At 69.5% G+C, this 18,122-nt stretch carries 21 protein-coding genes and 1 riboswitch; of the genes, 17 read left to right on the forward strand and 4 right to left on the reverse strand.

Annotated elements, in window-relative coordinates; genetic code table 11:
- Positions 1–18: 18 nt before the first annotated feature.
- Positions 19–1,059 (reverse strand): selenide, water dikinase SelD, encoded by a 1,041-nt coding sequence (gene selD, locus R8F63_05835; GenBank protein ID MDW3218115.1) that lies wholly within the window; start codon positions 1,057–1,059, stop codon positions 19–21.
- Positions 1,060–1,116: 57 nt separating this feature from the next.
- Here selD and R8F63_05840 point away from each other — a divergent pair, with 57 nt between their 5' ends.
- From R8F63_05840 to cobO, 5 genes are all read left to right on the forward strand, one after another.
- Entirely contained in the window at positions 1,117–2,187 is a 1,071-nt protein-coding gene (locus R8F63_05840; protein MDW3218116.1) for a nitronate monooxygenase, read from the forward strand.
- A riboswitch (adenosylcobalamin (AdoCbl) riboswitch) is annotated at positions 2,184–2,336 on the forward strand. It overlaps the preceding gene by 4 nt.
- A gap of 52 nt (positions 2,337–2,388) precedes the next feature.
- On the forward strand, positions 2,389–3,252 hold the full coding sequence (locus R8F63_05845) for an ABC transporter substrate-binding protein (protein MDW3218117.1): 864 nt from the start codon (positions 2,389–2,391) through the stop codon (positions 3,250–3,252).
- 3 nt (positions 3,253–3,255) lie between these two features.
- A complete protein-coding gene (locus R8F63_05850) occupies positions 3,256–4,326 on the forward strand; it encodes an iron ABC transporter permease (GenBank protein MDW3218118.1) in 1,071 nt (356 codons plus the stop codon).
- Complete coding sequence (locus R8F63_05855; protein MDW3218119.1) at positions 4,323–5,114, forward strand: ABC transporter ATP-binding protein; 792 nt, start codon at positions 4,323–4,325, stop codon at positions 5,112–5,114. Before R8F63_05850 ends, R8F63_05855 begins: the two co-directional genes overlap by 4 nt.
- On the forward strand, positions 5,111–5,683 hold the full coding sequence (gene cobO / locus R8F63_05860; protein ID MDW3218120.1) for a cob(I)yrinic acid a,c-diamide adenosyltransferase: 573 nt from the start codon (positions 5,111–5,113) through the stop codon (positions 5,681–5,683). The genes R8F63_05855 and cobO overlap by 4 nt, the downstream gene beginning before the upstream one ends.
- Here the strand turns inward: cobO and dusB are convergent.
- Complete coding sequence (gene dusB / locus R8F63_05865) at positions 5,680–6,852, reverse strand: tRNA dihydrouridine synthase DusB (GenBank protein MDW3218121.1); 1,173 nt, start codon at positions 6,850–6,852, stop codon at positions 5,680–5,682. The two genes, cobO and dusB, sit on opposite strands and share 4 nt — an antisense overlap.
- Positions 6,849–7,448, reverse strand: a complete 600-nt coding sequence (locus tag R8F63_05870) for a Maf family protein (GenBank protein ID MDW3218122.1) — start codon at positions 7,446–7,448, stop codon at positions 6,849–6,851. Before R8F63_05870 ends, dusB begins: the two co-directional genes overlap by 4 nt.
- A 111-nt stretch (positions 7,449–7,559) precedes the next feature.
- Here R8F63_05870 and R8F63_05875 point away from each other — a divergent pair, with 111 nt between their 5' ends.
- Together R8F63_05875 and R8F63_05880 are read left to right on the forward strand one after the other, a co-directional pair.
- Positions 7,560–8,744: a hypothetical protein gene (locus R8F63_05875; protein MDW3218123.1), complete on the forward strand. Its 1,185-nt coding sequence runs from the start codon at positions 7,560–7,562 to the stop codon at positions 8,742–8,744.
- A 1-nt stretch (position 8,745) separates the two neighbouring features.
- On the forward strand, positions 8,746–9,468 hold the full coding sequence (locus R8F63_05880) for an SOS response-associated peptidase (protein ID MDW3218124.1): 723 nt from the start codon (positions 8,746–8,748) through the stop codon (positions 9,466–9,468).
- Here R8F63_05880 and R8F63_05885 read toward each other — a convergent pair.
- Positions 9,455–9,856 carry an HIT family protein gene (locus R8F63_05885; GenBank protein MDW3218125.1) on the reverse strand — a complete coding sequence of 134 codons (402 nt, stop codon included), beginning with the start codon at positions 9,854–9,856 and terminating at the stop codon, positions 9,455–9,457. The two genes, R8F63_05880 and R8F63_05885, sit on opposite strands and share 14 nt — an antisense overlap.
- A 65-nt stretch (positions 9,857–9,921) precedes the next feature.
- Here R8F63_05885 and R8F63_05890 point away from each other — a divergent pair, with 65 nt between their 5' ends.
- The 10 genes from R8F63_05890 to gcvT all read left to right on the forward strand — a co-directional run bounded on the left by R8F63_05890 (position 9,922) and on the right by gcvT (position 18,117).
- Complete coding sequence (locus R8F63_05890) at positions 9,922–10,593, forward strand: CDP-alcohol phosphatidyltransferase family protein (protein ID MDW3218126.1); 672 nt, start codon at positions 9,922–9,924, stop codon at positions 10,591–10,593.
- A 10-nt stretch (positions 10,594–10,603) separates the two neighbouring features.
- Entirely contained in the window at positions 10,604–13,093 is a 2,490-nt protein-coding gene (locus tag R8F63_05895) for a sugar phosphate nucleotidyltransferase (protein ID MDW3218127.1), read from the forward strand.
- A gap of 40 nt (positions 13,094–13,133) precedes the next feature.
- Positions 13,134–13,514: a glycine cleavage system protein GcvH gene (gene gcvH / locus R8F63_05900; GenBank protein ID MDW3218128.1), complete on the forward strand. Its 381-nt coding sequence runs from the start codon at positions 13,134–13,136 to the stop codon at positions 13,512–13,514.
- A gap of 4 nt (positions 13,515–13,518) precedes the next feature.
- On the forward strand, positions 13,519–13,989 hold the full coding sequence (locus R8F63_05905) for an FHA domain-containing protein (GenBank protein ID MDW3218129.1): 471 nt from the start codon (positions 13,519–13,521) through the stop codon (positions 13,987–13,989).
- Between the two features lie 10 nt (positions 13,990–13,999).
- A complete protein-coding gene (locus tag R8F63_05910; protein ID MDW3218130.1) occupies positions 14,000–14,908 on the forward strand; it encodes a MerR family transcriptional regulator in 909 nt (302 codons plus the stop codon).
- Positions 14,909–14,913: 5 nt separating this feature from the next.
- Positions 14,914–15,486 (forward strand): phosphoribosyltransferase family protein, encoded by a 573-nt coding sequence (locus R8F63_05915; protein MDW3218131.1) that lies wholly within the window; start codon positions 14,914–14,916, stop codon positions 15,484–15,486.
- A gap of 9 nt (positions 15,487–15,495) precedes the next feature.
- Positions 15,496–16,002, forward strand: a complete 507-nt coding sequence (locus R8F63_05920; GenBank protein ID MDW3218132.1) for a bifunctional nuclease family protein — start codon at positions 15,496–15,498, stop codon at positions 16,000–16,002.
- Positions 16,003–16,219: 217 nt separating this feature from the next.
- Positions 16,220–16,687, forward strand: a complete 468-nt coding sequence (locus R8F63_05925) for a MerR family transcriptional regulator (protein ID MDW3218133.1) — start codon at positions 16,220–16,222, stop codon at positions 16,685–16,687.
- Positions 16,688–16,691: 4 nt separating this feature from the next.
- The gene (locus R8F63_05930) at positions 16,692–17,015 is read left to right on the forward strand and encodes a hypothetical protein (GenBank protein ID MDW3218134.1); all 324 of its coding nucleotides are present in this window, start codon (positions 16,692–16,694) and stop codon (positions 17,013–17,015) included.
- 34 nt (positions 17,016–17,049) lie between these two features.
- Entirely contained in the window at positions 17,050–18,117 is a 1,068-nt protein-coding gene (gene gcvT, locus R8F63_05935; protein MDW3218135.1) for a glycine cleavage system aminomethyltransferase GcvT, read from the forward strand.
- The last annotated feature ends 5 nt before the right edge of the window (positions 18,118–18,122 follow it).

Raw genomic sequence — 18,122 nt, forward strand, 5'->3', positions numbered from 1 at the left:
TCTTGCGTCGAGGGATCGTCAGGCGGACCGGAGACGGATCCGACCAGCGCCGGGCACGACGGTACCGATTGCCGCGGCGTGATGGCCGGATGCCACGAGGTTGGCGACGACGGCGTCGGCCTGCGCGGCGTGGACCCCGAACAACAGACCACCGCTCGTCTGCGCATCCGCCAGCACGGTGATGTCGAGCTCGCTCACGCCGTCGCCGATGTCGAGGCGGTCGTGGACCCACCCGAGGTTGCGGCCGGTGCCTCCGGGGACGACTCCGGCCTCGGCCAGGTCACGGGCGCCCGCGATGACCGGCACGGCCGAGGTGACGATGTCGAGGTCGACCGACGACTCCTCGGCCATGCGGCCGCCGTGGCCGAGGAGACCGAACCCGGTGACGTCAGTTGCCCCCGTCGCGCCGGCGTCGACCGCCACGCGGGCTGCCTCGGCGTTGGTGGCGGTCATCGACGCGATCGCCGCGTCGACGGATGCCGCCGGCGACGCGTCGCGCTTGATGCCAGTGGTGATGATGCCGATACCCAGCGGCTTGGTGAGCACGAGGGTCTGGCCCGCCTGCAACCCGGCGTTGGTCAGCATCTTCGCGGGATCGACCTCGCCGACGACCGCCATGCCGTACTTCGGCTCGGGATCGTCCACCGTGTGTCCGCCGGCAACGACGAAACCGCCCTCGGTTGCGATGTCGTGGCCGCCGGCGAGGACCTCGCCGAGCAGCTCGTTGGTCAGCTCCTCGGTGTTCCAACAGACGAGGTTGAGCGCGAGCAGGGGTCGTCCGCCCATGGCGTAGACGTCGGACACGGCGTTCGCCGCCGCGACGCGGCCCCAGGTGCGCGCGTCGTCGACCACCGGCGTGATGAAATCCGCGGTGAAGACGAGGGCCCGATCGTCGTCGAGACGCCAGACGGCGGCGTCGTCGCCCGTGAGGGCACCGACGAGGAGATCGGGGCTGTCGGTGGGTGAGAGGCGGCGCACGACCTGCGCCAGTTCGCCGGGGGCGAGCTTGCAGCCTCAACCAGCGCCGTGGCTGAACTCCGTGAGTCGACGGGTCGTCATGTCTCGCCTCCCTTCCTCGCTGTCTTGGTGTCGAACACTAGGCCGTAGGGTTGGACGATGAGCACGTCCGAGACCGTCGACCGCCGACTCCAGACCAGAGCGACCGAGCTGTTCGGCGTCCGCTATCCGATCGTGCAGACGGGCATGGGATGGGTCGCCGGTCCGTCGCTGGTGAGCGGCACCGCCAACGCCGGGGGACTCGGGATCCTCGCCGCGGCGACGATGACCTACGACGAGATGGTCGCGGCCATCGCCGAGGTCCGCTCCCGCACCGACCAGCCCTTCGGTGTGAACCTCCGCACCGACGCGCCGGACGTCGAACGACGGGTCGACCATCTCATCGCCTCCGGCGTGCGCGTCGCCTCGTTCGCCCAGGCGCCCCGACCTGACATGGTGAAGAAGCTGAAGGACAACGGTCTGGTCGTCGTGCCGACCGTGGGCGCCCGTCGCCACGCCGAGAAGGTCGCCGAATGGGGAGTCGACGCCGTCCTTTGTCAGGGCGGTGAGGGCGGCGGCCACACCGGCACGGTGCCGACATCGCTGCTGCTCCCGGAGGTGATCGACGCCGTCGACATCCCCGTCATCGCGGCCGGCGGATTCCACGACGGTCGCGGCCTCGCCGCGGCGCTGGCGTGGGGGGCCGACGGCATCGCGATGGGGACCCGCTTCCTGCTGACCGCCGACAGCAAGGTGCCCGACGAGGTGAAGGCCGTCTATCTCGACACGCCGGTGACCGGCACGGTGGTCTCCACCGCGATCGACGGCGCGCCCCAGCGGGTCATCCGCACCGAGGTGATCGACAATCTCGAACGCACGGGCATCCTGAGCCTGCCCCGAGCCGGGATCAATGCGCTGAAGTTCCGCAAGCTGACCGACACCTCGCTGCGCGACCTCCTGCGCGAGGGCGTCAACATGAAGAAGAACCAGGACCTCAGCTGGTCGCAGGTCGCGATGGCCGCCAACGCCGCCATGCTCACCCGGGCGACCATGGTCGAGGGCAAGCTCGAGGTCGGCATCCTGCCGACGGGCCAGTGCGTGGGCGTCGTGGACGACCTGCCCACGTGCGAGGAGCTCATCTCCCGCATCGTGGACGAGGCGGTTGCTCGCTTCGACGCCGTTTGCTCCTAGACTCACTCTGTTCGTCAGAGCGAAGTCCGGTGTGATTCCGGCGCTGTCCCGCAACGGTGATGTCCCTCCGCCTCGGTAGGGGGAACAAGTCCGGTCGCCTCCGCCGAACGAACACGAACCGACCCTCGAGGAAGGGGACGGCTCGTGCGACCGGATCACCCTGTCGCTCGTGCCTGACCTCGAGCCACAAGGAGGAATCCGATGAAAAGACTGTTGGCCCTACTGCTGGTGTCCGCGTTGTTCGCGGTCGCCTGCGGCGAAGACGACGCGCCCGTCGAGAACACGACGAGCGAGGCTCCCGAGCGGATCGTCTCGCTCTCACCGACCGCGACGGAGATCCTCTTCGCGATCGGGGCCGGCGATCAGGTGGTCGCCGTGGACCAGTTCTCCAACTACCCCGAGAACGCGCCGTTCTCGGACCTGGACGGGTTCCAGGTGAACGTCGAGGCGGTTGCTGCGTACGACCCGCAGGTCGTCGTGATGCAGTCGACCGGCGGCGAGGAGGGGCTGGAGGCGCTGGGCATCACCGTGCTCGTGCAGGACTCACCCGCCGATCTCGAGGGCATCTACGCCCAGATCGAGGAGATCGGCGCGGCGACCGGGAACGAGGCGGGGGCCGCCGATCTCGTGGCGGAAATGCGTGACCGGATCGACGAACTCGTCGCCGACGCGCCCGACGCGTCCGGCCTGCGCTACTACCACGAGCTCGGTGAGGACTACTACAGCCTCAACAGCGACTCGTTCGTCGCCCAAGTCTACGGCCTGTTCGGTCTCGTGAGCATCGGCGACGACGCAGCCGGCGAGGCCTTCGACGGCTATCTGCCGCTGGCCGAGGAGTTCATCCTGGAGGCCGACCCGGACCTGATCTTCCTGGCCGACACGATCTGGGCCGGCCAGACGGCCGAGACCGTCGCCGCCCGGCCGGGATGGGCCGACCTCACCGCAGTGCAGACTGGCGCCGTCGTCGAACTGAACGACGACGTTGCCTCCCGCTGGGGCCCGCGCGTCGTGGAGTTCGTCGAAGCCATCGCGGCGGTGCTCGACGAGGTTTCCGTCCCGGCCTGACCCATGACCGACGCGCGACCCGTCGAGGCAGGCGCCGAGTCCCTGCGGGGCACTCGACTCGGCTTCGGCGCGGTCGCGGCGGGTCTGTTCGCCGTCGTCGTGGCGGCCTTCGCCGGACTCGTCATCGGCCCGTTCGACATCCCGGTCGGCGACGTCGTGGCGGAGCTGCTCGACGGCATCCCCGGGATCTCCGTCGACTCGGGGCTGTCCCGCACCGAGGAAGCCGTCATCGACGACCTCCGCCTGCCCCGGGTCGCCCTGGGCCTCATGGTCGGCGCAACGCTGTCGCTCAGCGGGGCGGCGTATCAGGGAGCGTTCCGCAATCCGCTGGCCGACCCGTACCTGCTCGGCATCGCCGCGGGGGCCGGTCTCGGCGCGACGATCGCGATCACCGAGGGGCTCGGCGACGGGTCCGGGCTGCTCGACCCGATACCGCTCGCCGCGTTCGCCGGCGGCCTCGGCGCGGTGTGGATCTCGTATCTCGCCGGGCACATCGGCGGCCGCTCGACGGTCACCCTGATCCTGGCCGGCGTCGCCGTCGCGAGCTTCCTGACGGCGTGCCAGACCTACGTGCTGCAGGCCAACAGCGACGTGATCCGGGAGGTCTTCAACTGGATCCTCGGCCGCCTCTCGACGTCTGGTTGGGACGAACCGAAACTGCTGGCTCCCTACTTCGTCATCACGGTCGTCGTCGTGCTGCGCTACGCCCGCGCCCTCGACGTGCTCGCGGTCGGCGACGAGGAGGCCGCATCGCTCGGCGTCAACCCCCAGCGCGTCCGGCTGATCGTGGTGGTCGCGGCATCGCTCGGTGCCGCCGCGGCCGTCTCCGTCTCCGGCCTGATCGGGTTCGTCGGCATCATCGTCCCCCACACCGTGCGGCTGGTCTTCGGAGCGAGCAATCGAGTGGTGCTGCCCCTGTCCGTCCTCTTCGGTGGCGCCTTCATGGTCGCCGCCGACCTCGTGGCGAGGAGCGTGCTCGACGGGGCGGAGCTCCCGATCGGCGTCGTGACGGCGTTCATCGGTGCGCCGTTCTTCGCGGTCGTGCTGCGTTCGAGCCGCCGGGAGGTCTGGTGACCGGTCGCCTGCGCATCCGCGAGGTGAGCGTCGAGTTCGGGGGCGCGCCCGTGCTGCGTGACGTGGACCTCTCGCTCGATCCGGGGTCCTGGGTCAACGTGATCGGACCGAACGGGGCCGGCAAGACCACCCTGCTCCGGGCCATCCTCGGTGCCGTCGAGCACACCGGTGAGATCGAGTTGGACGACGGCACGGATCGGCGGGATGCGATGAGTCGGGCCCGGGCCCTCGCGTATCTGCCCCAGACGCCGGTGATTCCTCCCGGCGTGCCGGTGATCGACTACGTGCTGCTCGGCCGCACGCCCCATCGCGGGATCTTCGCCGCCGATTCGCGCCGCGATCTGACCCTCGCGGCAGACGTGCTCGACCGACTCGACCTGGCGGGTTTCGCCGAGCGCGAGGTCGGCAGTCTCTCCGGGGGTGAGCGTCAGCGGGTCGTCCTCGCCCGCGCCCTCGTGCAGGAGTCGGCGATCCTGCTGCTCGACGAACCGACGACGGCGCTCGATCTCGGCCACCAACAGGACGTGCTCGATCTCGTGGACGAGCTGCGACTCGAGCGCGGGCTCACCGTCCTCGCCACGTTGCACGATCTCACGCTGGCGGCCCGTTATGGCGACCGTGTCGCCGCGCTGTCCGGCGGCCGTATCGTCGCCCACGGCCCGCCCCGTGAGGTGGTGACCGAGGAGTTGATCCTCACCCACTTCAACGCGAGCGTCAGGATCATCGATGATGTGGACGGTCCGGTGATCGTCCCCGTCGCCGGCCGTACCAACCAGGAGCCGACATGACCGAGTCCCAGGAGCCGCCCACGGACGACCCCCGCCCCGACGGACTCCGGGTCGCCAAGAGTCTCGTCCTCGTCCACACGGGCGACGGAAAGGGCAAGTCCTCGGCGGCGTTCGGCGTGGCGCTGCGGGCCCGCGCCCGCGACTGGCCGGTCGCGGTGGTGCAGTTCCTGAAGTCGGACGACTGGGTGACGGGGGAGCAGCTGATGGCCGAACCGCTCGGCATCGACTTCTGGTCCCTCGGCGAGGGGTTCACCTGGGACAGCGACGATCTTTCCAAGGACCAGGCAGAGGCGCAGGAGGCGTGGCGTCACGGGAAGGCGATCGTCGAGGCGGGGGAGCACCGGCTCGTGGTGTTCGACGAGATCACCTACCCGCTGAACTGGGGCTGGATCGACGCCGCGGAGGTGGAGGCGACGTTTCGGAACCGGCCCGCGTCGGTGTCGCTCGTGCTGACCGGTCGGGATGCGCCCCAGTGGATGATCGACATGGCGGACACCGTGACCGAGATGGTCAAGACGAAGCACGCCTACGACGACGGCATCGCCGCCAAGAAGGGCATCGACTTCTAGCCGCCGCTGACGAGCTGCTCCGCGCCCTTCGGCAGCGCCACCGCTCCGTCGCGGTCGTCGAGCCAACCCTCGGGGAGGTGGACGTCCTTCGGGGAGCCGTGGTGGCCCCGCACCATGCGCATGCCGCCTTCCGGGAACGGCAACGTGCGGTCGAGACCGGCGATGACCTCGCGCATCTCGGCGAGCGAGCCGACCCGGTTGAGCACGCGGCGAACCTCGTTGCCGGTCGGGAAGCCCTTCAGGTACCAGCCCGTGTGCTTGCGGAAGTCGCGGATGCCGTGCGGTTCGCCCATCCACTCGCACAACAGTTCGGCGTGTTCGACCATGCCGTCGAGGACCTCGCCGAGGTCCGGGCGCGGGGCGACCGGACGACCGTCGAAGACGTCCGCCAAGTCGCGGAAGATCCACGGGCGACCGAGACAGCCACGACCGACGACGACGCCGTCCGCGCCCGTCTCGCGCATCATCCGGAGCGCGTCGTCGGCCTCCCAGATGTCACCGTTGCCGAGGACGGGTATCGAGGTGACGGCGGCCTTCAGCTCACCGATGCGGCTCCAGTCGGCCGACCCGCTGTAGAGCTGGTTGGCGGTGCGGGCGTGGAGGGCGACGGCGCGGCAGCCCTCGTCCTCGGCGATGCGGCCGGCGTCGAGGAACGTGATGGCGTCGTCATCGATCCCGACGCGGAACTTCACGGTGACGGGCACGTCGCCGGCGGCGGCGACCGCGGCCTGCACGATCGACCGGTAGAGCGACCGCTTCCAGGGGAGTGCCGCCCCGCCGCCGTGGCGGGTGACCTTCTTCATCGGGCAGCCGAAGTTCATGTCGATGTGATCGACCCCCTGCCCGTCGACGAGACGCCGGGTGGCCTCCCCGATCGAGTAGGGCTCGGTGCCGTAGAGCTGGATGCTGCGGGGTGACTCGCCGGGCGCGAACGCCGCCAGCTCGAGGCTCTTGCGGTGGCCCTCGACGATCGCGCGCGCGGTGATCATCTGGTTGACGTAGAGCCCGGCGCCGTATCGGCGACACAGGGTGCGGAAGGGGGCGTTCGTGACGCCGGCCATCGGCGCGAGCACCACCGGCGGCCAGACCTCGAGCGGGCCGATGTCGACGGGTGCGAACTCGCCGGGGCGCGCCGGGGGCTGCGCAGCGGGGGCGAGGGTGTCGGTCACGTCCTCCAGGCTAGGAGGTCGACACCCACCTCCCGGCACAGTCGGTCGAGCAGCGGCAGGGGAAGCCCGATCACGTTGGTCACACTGCCCCGGACGTCGTCGGCGAAGACCGCGGCGGCGCCCTGGAGGCCGTAGCTCCCGGCCTTGTCGTCGGCCTCACCGGTGGCGAGGTACGCGGCGATGCGGTCCTCGGTCAGGTCGGCGAAGCGCACCTCCGTCCGCTCCACCGCCAGAGCCCGGCGAACGTCGTCGTCCCCGCGGTCGGCCGACACCCACACCGCGGTGATGGCCTGGTGGGTCCGCCCGGACAGCCGTCGCAGCATGTCGGCGGCGTCGGCCCGATCGCGTGGCTTGCCGAGAATCTCGTCGTCGAGCACGACGATCGTGTCAGCCGCGATCGTCACGGTGTCGGCCGCGGCCGCGGCGAGTCCCTTCGCGCTGGCGATCCGCTGGACGTAGTCGAGCGGATCCTCGCCCTCGTGCGGCGTCTCGTCGACGTCCTCTGGAACCCGCACCTCGAAGGCATCGGTGAGCCGGCCGAGCAGTTCGCGCCGCCGGGGAGACGAGGAAGCGAGCACGAGCGTCGGGGTGGACATGGCCGGAGTCTGGTGTGTGCGGCGAACCGCCACCAACCAGCGTTTCGATCGGCGTACCCTCTGCGAATCGACGATGACCTCCTGGCCGATGATGGCGACGCGTTCGAAGCGGTGAGTCTGCCTTCCGAGGACACCACGCTCGAGATCCGATCGGATCCGTTCGTGGTGACCTCCGGCTTCCTGCGCGCCGGTGACCAGGCGACGGTGCCGCCGATCGCCGAGGCGGGGCCACCGTGGACGTACGACGAGGCGGACGAGGAGGCGCATCGGTTCCTCGTCCACCTCGCCGGCGAGCGGACGATGCCGGAGTTCCACGACGACCCGGTCGAACACGCCCGGGCCAACGGACTCATGCTCCTCTTCAGCGAGGAGGTGCAGGACTCGTTCCAGACCTATCTCGCCCGGATGCCCGAGCCCCGCGCCGACGCGTGGCGGGATCTGATCGCCGGCGGGGCCAGCTCCGAGGCGTTCGGTCCGCTGACGCTGCAGGAGAAGCTGACGGAGGAACAGGTGGGGGAGGCGCTCGCGGTGGGCCGCCGCCAGCGGATCGTCAATCTGCTCGTCGGCACGGTCGTGATGGTGGTGCTCGTCGTCGGCGGGGTCCTGCTCTACAACACGTTCCTGGTCGAGGACGGCCGGACCGAGGGCTCGTTCCAGTTCGACGACGACAGTGAACCGCCCGCCGTGGCCGCGCTGTCGGGCGGCGCGCCGGTCGCGGCGCCGGAGCTCACCGCCGCGCTCACGGTGACCGTCGCCGTCGAGGCCGGTAGCGGGGCCGAGGCGGACCGCGTGACCGTGGCGCCCTTCTCGGTCTACCCGCATCCCCCCGGCTCGATCCGGGCCTCGCTGTTCCAGTACGCCGGCAGCGGGCACGTCGTGATCGTCGGACCGGACGGGTTCACCGAGGACAGCTGTCTGCGGGCCAGCGTGGTCACGGACCAGTTGCGTCCGCTCGACACCGTCACGTTCGGCCCGTGCGGCCAGCCGGTCGGGCGGATCCCGACGGTCGGCTGTCTCGGCCCGTCGGCCGTGCTGCTCGATCTCGACGTGCCGACCGGCGGCGTCGACCTGCCGGAGGGTGGCACGGGCTTCGCCGATGCCGTTCGCGTCCAGCTCGTCGGCGACGATCCGGCCTACGAGGTGCTCACGATCCGGGGCACCATCGAGGTCGCGGAGGACGACGCCGTCGCAGTTCCCCGCTTCGGCGGCGCCGAGGGGGACGAGCTCACCTTCGACCTCGGCGCCGATCGCATCGGCACGTGTACGTTGACCGGAGACCTGCCGGGAGGGAGCTGAGATGTGCGGACGATTCGCCTCGACGACGCCGCCGGACCAGCTCGCCAACTACTTCGGTGCCTCGCTCGCCGAGCATCTGATCGAGGACGAGGAGGGTCCAAACTTCAACGTGGCGCCGACCCAGGGCGTCTACACGGTGTTCGAGGACGGTGGGGTCCGCCGGCTCGACACGTTCCACTGGGGGCTCGTGCCGTTCTGGGCCAAGGATCCCAAGATCGGCAACCGCATGATCAACGCCCGCGCCGAGACCATCGCGGAGAAGAACTCCTTCAAGCGGCCGTTCGCCCGCAAGCGCTGCATCATCCCCGCCGACGGCTTCTACGAGTGGATGAAGGTCGAGGGCCAGAAGCGAAAGCAGCCGATGTACATGAGCCGTGCCGACGGTGAGCCCTTCGCCTTCGCCGGTCTCTGGGAGGTGTGGAAGGACAAGAACCACACCGACGACGACGGCGATCCGCTGGAGCTCTACAGCTGCACGATCATCACCGGGGAACCGAACGACAAGGTCGCCGAGGTCCACGACCGGATGCCGGTGATGCTTCCGCCCGACGTGTGGGACCAGTGGCTCGACCGCGACAACGACGACGTCGCGTCGCTCCAGACCCTCCTGGTGCCCGCCCCGTCGCAGCTCATCCGCCTCCATCCGGTCTCCACGGACGTCAACAACGTCCGCAACAACGGCCCCGAGCTGATCGAGGAAGCCGAGCCGATCAGCGCCGAGTGAGCTCCGCCTCGAGGTCAGCCTGGAGCTGATCGAGATCGGCCTGGTCGGGGTTCGTGTCGGCCTGACTGAAGTCGAGCGCCGCCATCGAGTTCATCGGTACGACATGGATGTGGACGTGAGGTACCTCGAAGCCGGCGATCATGAGCCCCACGCGGGCCGGCTGGAGCAGCGCCTTCTGCGCTCGACCGACCCGTTGGGCCACGCCCATCAGGTGCGTCGCGGTCTCGGCGGGGAGCTCGGTCCACTGGTCGACCTCGGCGCGCGGGACGACGAGCGCGTGACCGCGGGCGAGCGGTCGGATGTCGAGGAACGACACGCACACGTCGTCCTGCCAGATGAAACGGCCCGGGATGTCGCCGTCGATGATGCGGGTGTAGATGGTTGCCACGAAGCGGATGGTAGGCCGCGCCGGTCGTGGTTCGGTCGACGCCTCGTCGGTCCTATGGTGAACCCATGACCGATGAGGCGACCGCGGGTCGAGAGCGCCAGCTCGGGATCTTCGAGGACCGGATCCTCACCGTCCCGAACGTCATCTCGCTCGTGCGGCTCGGCTGCATCCCGGTGTTCCTCTGGTTGCTGTTCAGCCAGGACGACCGCTACGGCGCGGCGTGGCTGTGGGCCGTCGTCGGCGCGACGGACTGGGTCGACGGCTGGTGGGCCCGCCGGTTCGACGTCGTCAGCGAGTTCGGGAAGGTGATCGATCCCGTCACCGACCGGGCCGTGTTGATCGTGGGTGTCGTCGCCGTGGGTATCGACGGCTCGGTGCCGTGGTGGCTCGTCGGTCTCACCGCGGTGCGCGAGGTCCTGGTGTCCGCCGTCGTGGTCACCATCACCGCGCTGGGGGCGCGGCGCATGGACGTCACCTGGTGGGGCAAGTGCGCGACGTTCGGGCTGTACTTCGCCTTCCCGCTGCTGCTGGCCGGCGCGTCGGACACCGCCGGGGCCGACTGGTACCGATGGGCGGGTTGGGCCTGTGCCATCCCGTCGCTGGTCTACAGCTATCTGTCCGCCGCCCAGTACGTGCCGATGGGGGTGCGGGCGCTGCGCGAGGGGCGCCTGGACCGTCAGGACGCCGCGGCCGACGGCGCGCCGACCCGGTCGCGACGCGGCGAGCGAGAGGACTAGGTTCGCTGCCGTGAAAGCCGTGATCATGGCGGGCGGCGAGGGCACTCGACTCCGACCGCTCACCTCCAACGTCCCGAAACCGATGATGCCGTTGGCCAACCGGCCGATGATGGAGCACATCCTCGACCTGTTGAAGCGCCACGGCTTCGACGAGATCGTGGTCACCGTCGCCTTCATGGCGAACCACATCCGAGACTGGTTCGGCGACGGCTCCGAGTTCGGGGTGCGGATGGTCTACGCGGTGGAGGAGACGCCGCTCGGCACCGCCGGTTCGGTCCGCAACGCGATGGACGAGCTCACCGAGCCGTTCCTCGTGATCTCCGGCGACGTCCTGACCGACATCGACCTGACCAAGATCGTCGAGGAGCACCGGGCCAAGCAGGCGATGGCCACGATCGGGCTCATCCGCGTCGAGAACCCGCTCGAGTTCGGCATCGTGATCACCCGCGAGGACGGATCGGTCGAGCGGTTCCTCGAGAAGCCGGGATGGGGTCAGGTGTTCAGTGACACCGTCAACTCCGGCATCTTCGTGCTCGAACCCGAGATCTTCGACTACATCGACGCCGACGGGCCGGTCGACTTCTCGTCCGAGGTGTTCCCGGCCCTGCTGGCGGACGGCAAGCCGCTCTACGGCGCGGTGGCGGAGGGCTACTGGGAGGACGTCGGCACGCTCGAGAGCTATGTCGCCGCCCACGCCGACATCCTCGACGGCAAGGTGACGGTCGACATCGACGGCTTCGAGCAGGACGAGGGGCTCTTCGTCGGCGAGAACGTGTCGGTGCATCCCGAGGCGGTCCTGTCCGGCCCCGCGGTCATCGGTGACAACTGTCGCATCGAGGCCGGCGCCCACATCGGCCCCTACTCGGTGCTCGGCGCGAACGTGCGCGTGCGGTCGGAGGTGGACATCGAACGGTCGGTGATCGCCGAGAACACCTATCTCGGCGAGGGCGTGAACCTGCGCGGCGCGGTGATCGGTCGTTCGTGCGACCTCCGCGCCGGGGTCAAGGTGGACGAGGGCGCCGTCATCGGCGACGAGTGTTTCGTGGGGGAGTGGGCGACGGTCGGCGCCGACGTGAAGGTCTATCCCTTCAAGACCATCGAGGCCGGGGCGGCGGTCAACGCCTCGATCGTCTGGGAGACCCGCGGCGCCCGCAGCCTCTTCGGACGGGGCGGGGTGAGCGGTCTGGCGAACGTCGACATCACCCCCGAGCTCGTCACGCGGCTCGCCATGGCCTACGGCTCCACGCTCAAGCCGGGCGACGTCGTGATCACGGCCCGGGACTCCTCCCGTTCGGCGCGCATGCTCAAGCGGGCGGTCCACGCGGGGCTGAACGCCACCGGCGTCTCCGTGCAGGATCTCGAGGTGGTCCCGATGCCGGTCACCCGCTTCATCACCCGCCGCCCGGCGATCGTCGGCGCGGTCGACCTGCGCCTCGACGGAACCGATCCGAACCGGATCGTCATCAAGTTCATGGACACCGACGGTGCCGATCTGTCGGAGAACGGGCATCGCAAGATCGAGCGCCTCTTCAACCGGGAGGACTACCGCCGCGTCTTCCCCAGCGAGATCGGCGACATCGACTACGCCCCCCGCGCCCTCGAGCACTACGCGACGGCGATCGAGTCAACCGTCGACCTCGCCGCCGTCCGCGAGTTCGGTCCGAAGGTCGTCACGGACTACGGCCTCGGCGCCGTGTCGTTCATCATGCCGAACCTGCTCGCGAAGCTCGGCGCCGACGTGCTCTCGGTCAACCCGTATGCGTCCACGTCGGGCGCCGCCGCGTTCGACCGGGAACGCAACGCCGCGGTCGTCGCCGACTTCGTCCGTTCGTCGGGCGCGGGTCTCGGCGTGATCTTCAGCCCCGGTGGGCAACAGTTGAGCGTCGTGGACGACAGTGGCCGCCTGCTCGACCACGATCAGTTGCTGCTCGCCCTGATCGCGTTGCGGGGGCCGGCTCTCGACGGGGCGCCGGTGGCGCTGCCGGTGTCCGCCACGAGCCGTGCCGTCGAGCTCGTCGAGTCCCAGGGCGGGTCGGTCGTCCTGACCCCGGCCAGCGGCGCCGCGATCATGGCCGCCGCCTCCGACCCGTTCGTCTGTTTCGCGGCCGACACCGACGGTCGTTTCATCATCCCGGGGTTCATGCCGGCCTTCGACGCGACGGCCACGTTCGTCACGCTCCTCGAGATGCTGGTGACCAGCGGGCGGCCGCTCAGCGCCGTGGTCGACGACCTGCCCGCGGTCCACATGGTGACCCGCGACGTGATCACACCGTGGGAGCAGAAGGGTGCCGTCATGCGGGTGCTCGTCGAGCAGTCGAAGAACCGCGAGATCGATCTCGTCGACGGTGTCCGCATCCATCACGACGACAGCTGGGCCCTCGTCCTGCCCGATCCGGACGATCCGATCACCCGGGTCACGGCCGAGGGACCGGACAAGATGACCGCCGAACGGCTCGCCGACGAGTACGTCCGTCGGATCGAGCAGATGGTTCAGTCGTAGGGTCGCGACTGGTCCGAGGTGATCGGTTAGGTTCTCGCACATGAACGTGCCCGAAGGACTTCGCTACTCGTCGGATCATGAATGGGTCGCCGTGGACGGCGACACGGCCCGCGTCGGGATCACCGACTACGCCCAGGACGCCCTGGGCGACGTCGTCTACGTGGATCTGCCGGCGACCGGATCGTCGATCGGCGCCGCCGAGTCGTTCGGCGAGGTCGAGTCCACCAAGTCGGTCTCGGAGCTCTACGCCCCCGTCTCCGGCGAGATCGCCACCGTGAACGACGCCCTGGTCGACGCGCCGGAGAAGCTCAACGAGGACCCCTACGGCGAGGGTTGGATCATCACGATCACCATGGCCGATGCGGCCGAGCTCGACGGTCTGCTCGACGCCGAGGGCTATCGGGCGCTGATCGAAGGATGACGTCGTGAGTGATCTCGTCTGCCGTGAGTGCGGCCACGACAATCTCGGCAGCGCCAACTTCTGCTCGTCGTGTGGCGCCCCGCTCCCGAAGGACGACGTCACCACCGACCTGCCGGTCGTCGACCTCGAGTCCGACGGCACGGTCGAGATCGACCGGTCGGAGTTCGGGCCCCACGAGGGCCTCTTCGTCGTGCCGCAGGGACCGAAGGCGGGCGCCCGCTACGCCCTGGATGCCGACGTGGTGACCGTCGGGCGTCATCCGGACAGTGACATCTTCCTCGACGACATCACCGTTTCGCGTCGCCATGCGGAGGTGCGCCGTGAGGGTGCCCGGTATTGGGTGCGCGACGTCGGTTCGCTGAACGGCACGTACGTGAACCGCGAGCGCGCCGACGACCGGGAGCTGGCCGACGGCGACGAGTTGCAGGTGGGCAAGTTCAAGCTGGTGTTCGTGCACGGCACCGGAGCCGGCTGAGGAAGGGCACATGGCTGAAGCGTCAAGCGACACGAGTCACCACTCGATCGGTGAGGTGTTGGCGATGCTCAAGGAGGAGCACGCCGATGTCACCATCTCGAAGATCCGCTTCTTCGAGAGTCAGGGTCTGATCGATCCCGAGCGCACGCCGTCCGGGTACCGCAAGTTCTACGACGCGGACATCGAGCGCCTGCGCTGGATCCTGGTGCAGCAGCGCGACAACTTCCTGCCTCTCAAGGTGATCAAGCGTCGGCTCGAGGAGGCGGGGTTCGACCCCGCAGCGGCCGTGAGCGCGCCCGACACCCCGCTGCCCGAACCGACCCTCTTCACGCGGGGCGAGGAGGCCGCTGAGGCGCCCGAACCCGAGCCGGCCGCGGAGCCGGAGCCCGAACCGGCCGCTGCGGACGCGGCGCCCGAGCCGGAGCCGGAGCCCGAGCCGGAGCCCGAACCGGAGCCCGAACCGGAGCCCGAACCCGGTCCGGTGGCCGCGGAGGTGCCACCGCCGCCTCCGGTGGCCGAGGGCGACCCCCTCGACGTGGGGGCCGGATCCGTCAGCCTGTCGGCGCTCGAGCTGGCGGAGTCCGCCGGCGTGGATCTCGGGCTCGTCGCCGATCTCGAGCGGCTCGGGTTGATCGAGACCATCAACGGCGACGGTGCGGCCTACGACCACGAAGCGCTCGTCGTCACCCGGGCCGCCGGGGTGTTCATGGGTCGGGGCGTGGAGCCCCGACATCTGCGGATGTTCAAGGTCGCGGCCGAGCGGGAGGCCGGCGTCCTCGAACAGCTCGTCGGACCGAAGCTCAAGAAGGGCGGCGACGTCCGCGTCGCGGCGCGGGCCGAGCTGAACGAACTCGTGCATCTCGGCGAGACCATCCAACGGTCCATCCTGCGCCGGAGTTTCGGGTCACAGCTCGACTGATCCTGATGCCCGCCGAACGCCCGCCCGGCCTCGACGTCATTCTCGACGAGGCCGGCATCGATGACGTCGTCCGCCGGCTGGCGGCCGAGGTCAGCGCGTCGTGGCACGACGGTGTCGTGCTCGCCGGGGTGCTGCGGGGGAGTGTGCCGTTCCTCTCCGATCTGGCCCGCGCGATGACGGTACGTCCGCTGATCGACTTCATCGCCATCACGCCGTATGCACCGAACACGGGCCGGGTGCGTCTGCTCAAGGACCTCGACATCGACGTGGCCGATCGGGAGGTGCTGATCGTCGAGGACATCGTCGACACCGGCCTGACCACGGCGTTCATCCACGGGGAGCTGGCCCGGCGAAACCCCGCCCGCCTCGGTGTCTGCGCCCTCGTCGACCGCCCCGCCCGCCGGGTCGTGCCGGTGGCCCTGGACCATGTCGGCGTCGAGATCCCGGATCAGTTCGTGATCGGTTACGGGCTCGACCACGAGGGTCGCTACCGCAACGCACGCGTCCTGGCGACGGCGGACCCCGCGGTACTGGCGGCAGATCCGGACGCCTACGTGGAGACCCTCTACCCGGCCTAAGGTGAGGCCATGCAGGAGATGGAGCTCATCGGGGTCCGGGTGGAGATGCCCACCAACGCGCCGATGGTGTTGTTGCGCGAGCGCGACGGCGCCGGCCGCACCGTGCCGATCTACATCGGCGCGCCGGAGGCAACGGCGATCGCCCTCGCACTCGATGGGGTCGACACGCCCCGGCCGATGACCCACGATCTGTTGCGCGACGTGCTCGAGGAGCTCGCGGTGGACGTGGAGCGCATCGTCGTGAGCGATCTCCACGACAAGACGTTCTTCGCCGAGATCCACCTCCGGCGCGACGGCGTGAGCCATGTGGTGTCGAGTCGCCCGTCGGATGCGATCGCCCTCGCGGCCCGCACCGGCACGCCGATCTTCGCGGCCGACGAGGTCGTCGACGACGTGGGCTTCACCGAAGTCGACGACGATGCCGGCGAGGGCGACGACGGGGGCGACTCCGAAGAGGTCGTCGAGGAGTTCAAGGAGTTCCTCGACAACATCAGCCCGGAGGACTTCGAGAGCTGATCGCGGCCGGGCCCGGCGCCGTCCACAGGCCCCTGTGGACAACCCTGTGGATCACTGTCCTCGGTGTCCGGATTCGCGCCCAGCGCGCGCACTTTCGCGCGGGTCGTTGACCTCGGCGCGCGGGCGTCGTATGGTCATCCACACTCACAACGACGTAATTTCGTCCGTGTCGCTCGCGACCGGGGCGTCGTGACAGAATCGTGACCGGGGAGGCTCCATGGCCGAACAAGGATTCAGCGGGAAGCGCACCGCAGAGATCGTCGACATCACCTACCGCCAGCTCGACTACTGGGCTCGCACGGATCTGGTGCGGCCGTCGCTGGCGGACGCGAGCGGCTCCGGTAGTCGACGTCAGTACTCCTACCGGGACCTCCTCGAACTCAAGGTGATCAAGAGCCTGCTCGACTCCGGCATCCGCCTCGAGCAGGTCCGCAAGGTGTTCGCCTACATGCGCAATCACCTCGGCGAGGACGTGGCGTCGGCCAACCTCGTGATCGACGGCTCCAACTCCGTGCTGGTCAACACCGGCGAGGAACTCATCGACCTGCTCCAGAACGGTCAGGGTGTGCTCAACGTCCTGCCCCTCGCCGGGGTCAAGGACGAGGTCGACGCTCGCATCGTGTCGCTGTATCCCGAGATGGTCGACGAGGACGACGGCGTCCGTCGTGCCGCGGGTGACTCCTGAATCCGTGACGGACTTCGCCCACCCGTCCGAACGCGAACTCGCCGCCCTGTTCGACAGCTACGGCATCGAGTGGGAGTACGAGCCGACCACGTTCGTCCTCGACACCGACGACGCGGGAAATCCGACGAGCGCGTTCACGCCGGACTTCTACCTCCCGGCGTTCGACACCTACGTCGAGCTGACCACACTGCGCCAGCCGCTCGTCACCCCGAAACACCGCAAGCTGCGGCGACTGGCCGAGCTGCGGCCCGACGTCACCGTCAAGATCCTGTACCGCAAGGACCTCGAACGGCTCGGCGCGAAGTACGGTCTCGCTGACGCCGCCTGAGCGGCCGAATCGCTACCGCTTCCGGGAGATCCACGTGTCGGACGATCGTCGTTCACCGCTGCACAACGCCCATGTCGAGCTCGGCGCCAAGATGGTGCCGTTCGGCGGCTGGGAGATGCCGCTGAGCTATGGCGACGGCACCCTGGCCGAGCACCTGGCCTGCCGCCGCGACGCGGTCGTGTTCGACGTGTCGCACCTCGGCACCGTCCGGGTCACCGGCGACGGTGCCCTGCCGGCGCTGCAGTGGGCGTTCACCAACGATCTCGGCCGCATCGAGCCCGGCCGGGCCCAGTACACCCATCTCCTGGATCCGTCCGACGCGTCGGTCCTCGACGACATCATCGTGTGGTGGGTCGACGAGGACCGCTTCGACGTCATGCCCAACGCCTCGAACACGATCCGGGTGGAGAAAGCGCTCGCCGACGGACCCACCACGCCCCGGATCGAGGACGTCACCGCCACCCGCGCGGTACTCGCCGTGCAGGGCCCGAACGCGAAGGAACGGCTGGCGGCGGTCGCACCGGAGGCCGCCGCCATCGGTCGCTTCCGGGTGGCCGAGGTCGAAGTGGCCGGCCATCCCGTCGTCGTCGCCGGCACGGGTTACACCGGTGAGCCCGGACTCGAGATCGCCGTGCCGGTCGATGCGGCGCACGACGTGTGGGAGCTCGTGCTCTCCGCCGGCATCGCGCCCGCCGGCCTCGGCGCCCGTGACACGCTCCGGCTTGAAGCGGGTCTGCCGCTGCACGGCCACGAGCTCGGCCCCGGTATCACGCCCCTCCAGGCCGGCCTCGGCTGGGTCGTGCGCTTCGACAAGGACGACTTCCGCGGTCGCGAGCCACTCCTCGCGGAGCAGGAACGCGGCGTCGACCGGCTCCTCACCGGCCTCGTCGTCGACGGTCGCCGTCCGCCCCGCGAGGGCCAGACCGTGCGGCTCGGAAGCGACGAGATCGGCGTGATCTCGAGCGGCAACTTCTCGCCGGTGCTCGAGCAGGGCATCGCCCTGGCCTTCCTCCGCCCCGGTATCGAACCGGGGACGGCGGTCACCATCGACGTTCGCGGCACGGATGTGCCCGCCGTGGTGACCGCCCCGCCCTTCATCTGAGGGCC

It is taken from the genome of Acidimicrobiales bacterium (assembly GCA_033344915.1).
In the GTDB taxonomy this organism is placed as follows: Bacteria; Actinomycetota; Acidimicrobiia; order Acidimicrobiales; family Aldehydirespiratoraceae; genus JAJRXC01.

Coding starts and splice junctions, on each gene's coding strand:
- R8F63_05925 (MDW3218133.1), top strand. CDS start 16,220: ATGGCCGAACAAGGATTCAGCGGGAAGCGCACCGCAGAGATCGTCGAC.
- R8F63_05840 (MDW3218116.1), top strand. CDS start 1,117: ATGAGCACGTCCGAGACCGTCGACCGCCGACTCCAGACCAGAGCGACC.
- R8F63_05870 (MDW3218122.1), bottom strand. CDS start 7,448: ATGTCCACCCCGACGCTCGTGCTCGCTTCCTCGTCTCCCCGGCGGCGC.
- cobO (MDW3218120.1), top strand. CDS start 5,111: ATGACCGAGTCCCAGGAGCCGCCCACGGACGACCCCCGCCCCGACGGA.
- R8F63_05915 (MDW3218131.1), top strand. CDS start 14,914: ATGCCCGCCGAACGCCCGCCCGGCCTCGACGTCATTCTCGACGAGGCC.
- R8F63_05910 (MDW3218130.1), top strand. CDS start 14,000: ATGGCTGAAGCGTCAAGCGACACGAGTCACCACTCGATCGGTGAGGTG.
- R8F63_05845 (MDW3218117.1), top strand. CDS start 2,389: ATGAAAAGACTGTTGGCCCTACTGCTGGTGTCCGCGTTGTTCGCGGTC.
- R8F63_05920 (MDW3218132.1), top strand. CDS start 15,496: ATGCAGGAGATGGAGCTCATCGGGGTCCGGGTGGAGATGCCCACCAAC.
- gcvH (MDW3218128.1), top strand. CDS start 13,134: ATGAACGTGCCCGAAGGACTTCGCTACTCGTCGGATCATGAATGGGTC.
- R8F63_05850 (MDW3218118.1), top strand. CDS start 3,256: ATGACCGACGCGCGACCCGTCGAGGCAGGCGCCGAGTCCCTGCGGGGC.
- R8F63_05880 (MDW3218124.1), top strand. CDS start 8,746: ATGTGCGGACGATTCGCCTCGACGACGCCGCCGGACCAGCTCGCCAAC.
- R8F63_05890 (MDW3218126.1), top strand. CDS start 9,922: ATGACCGATGAGGCGACCGCGGGTCGAGAGCGCCAGCTCGGGATCTTC.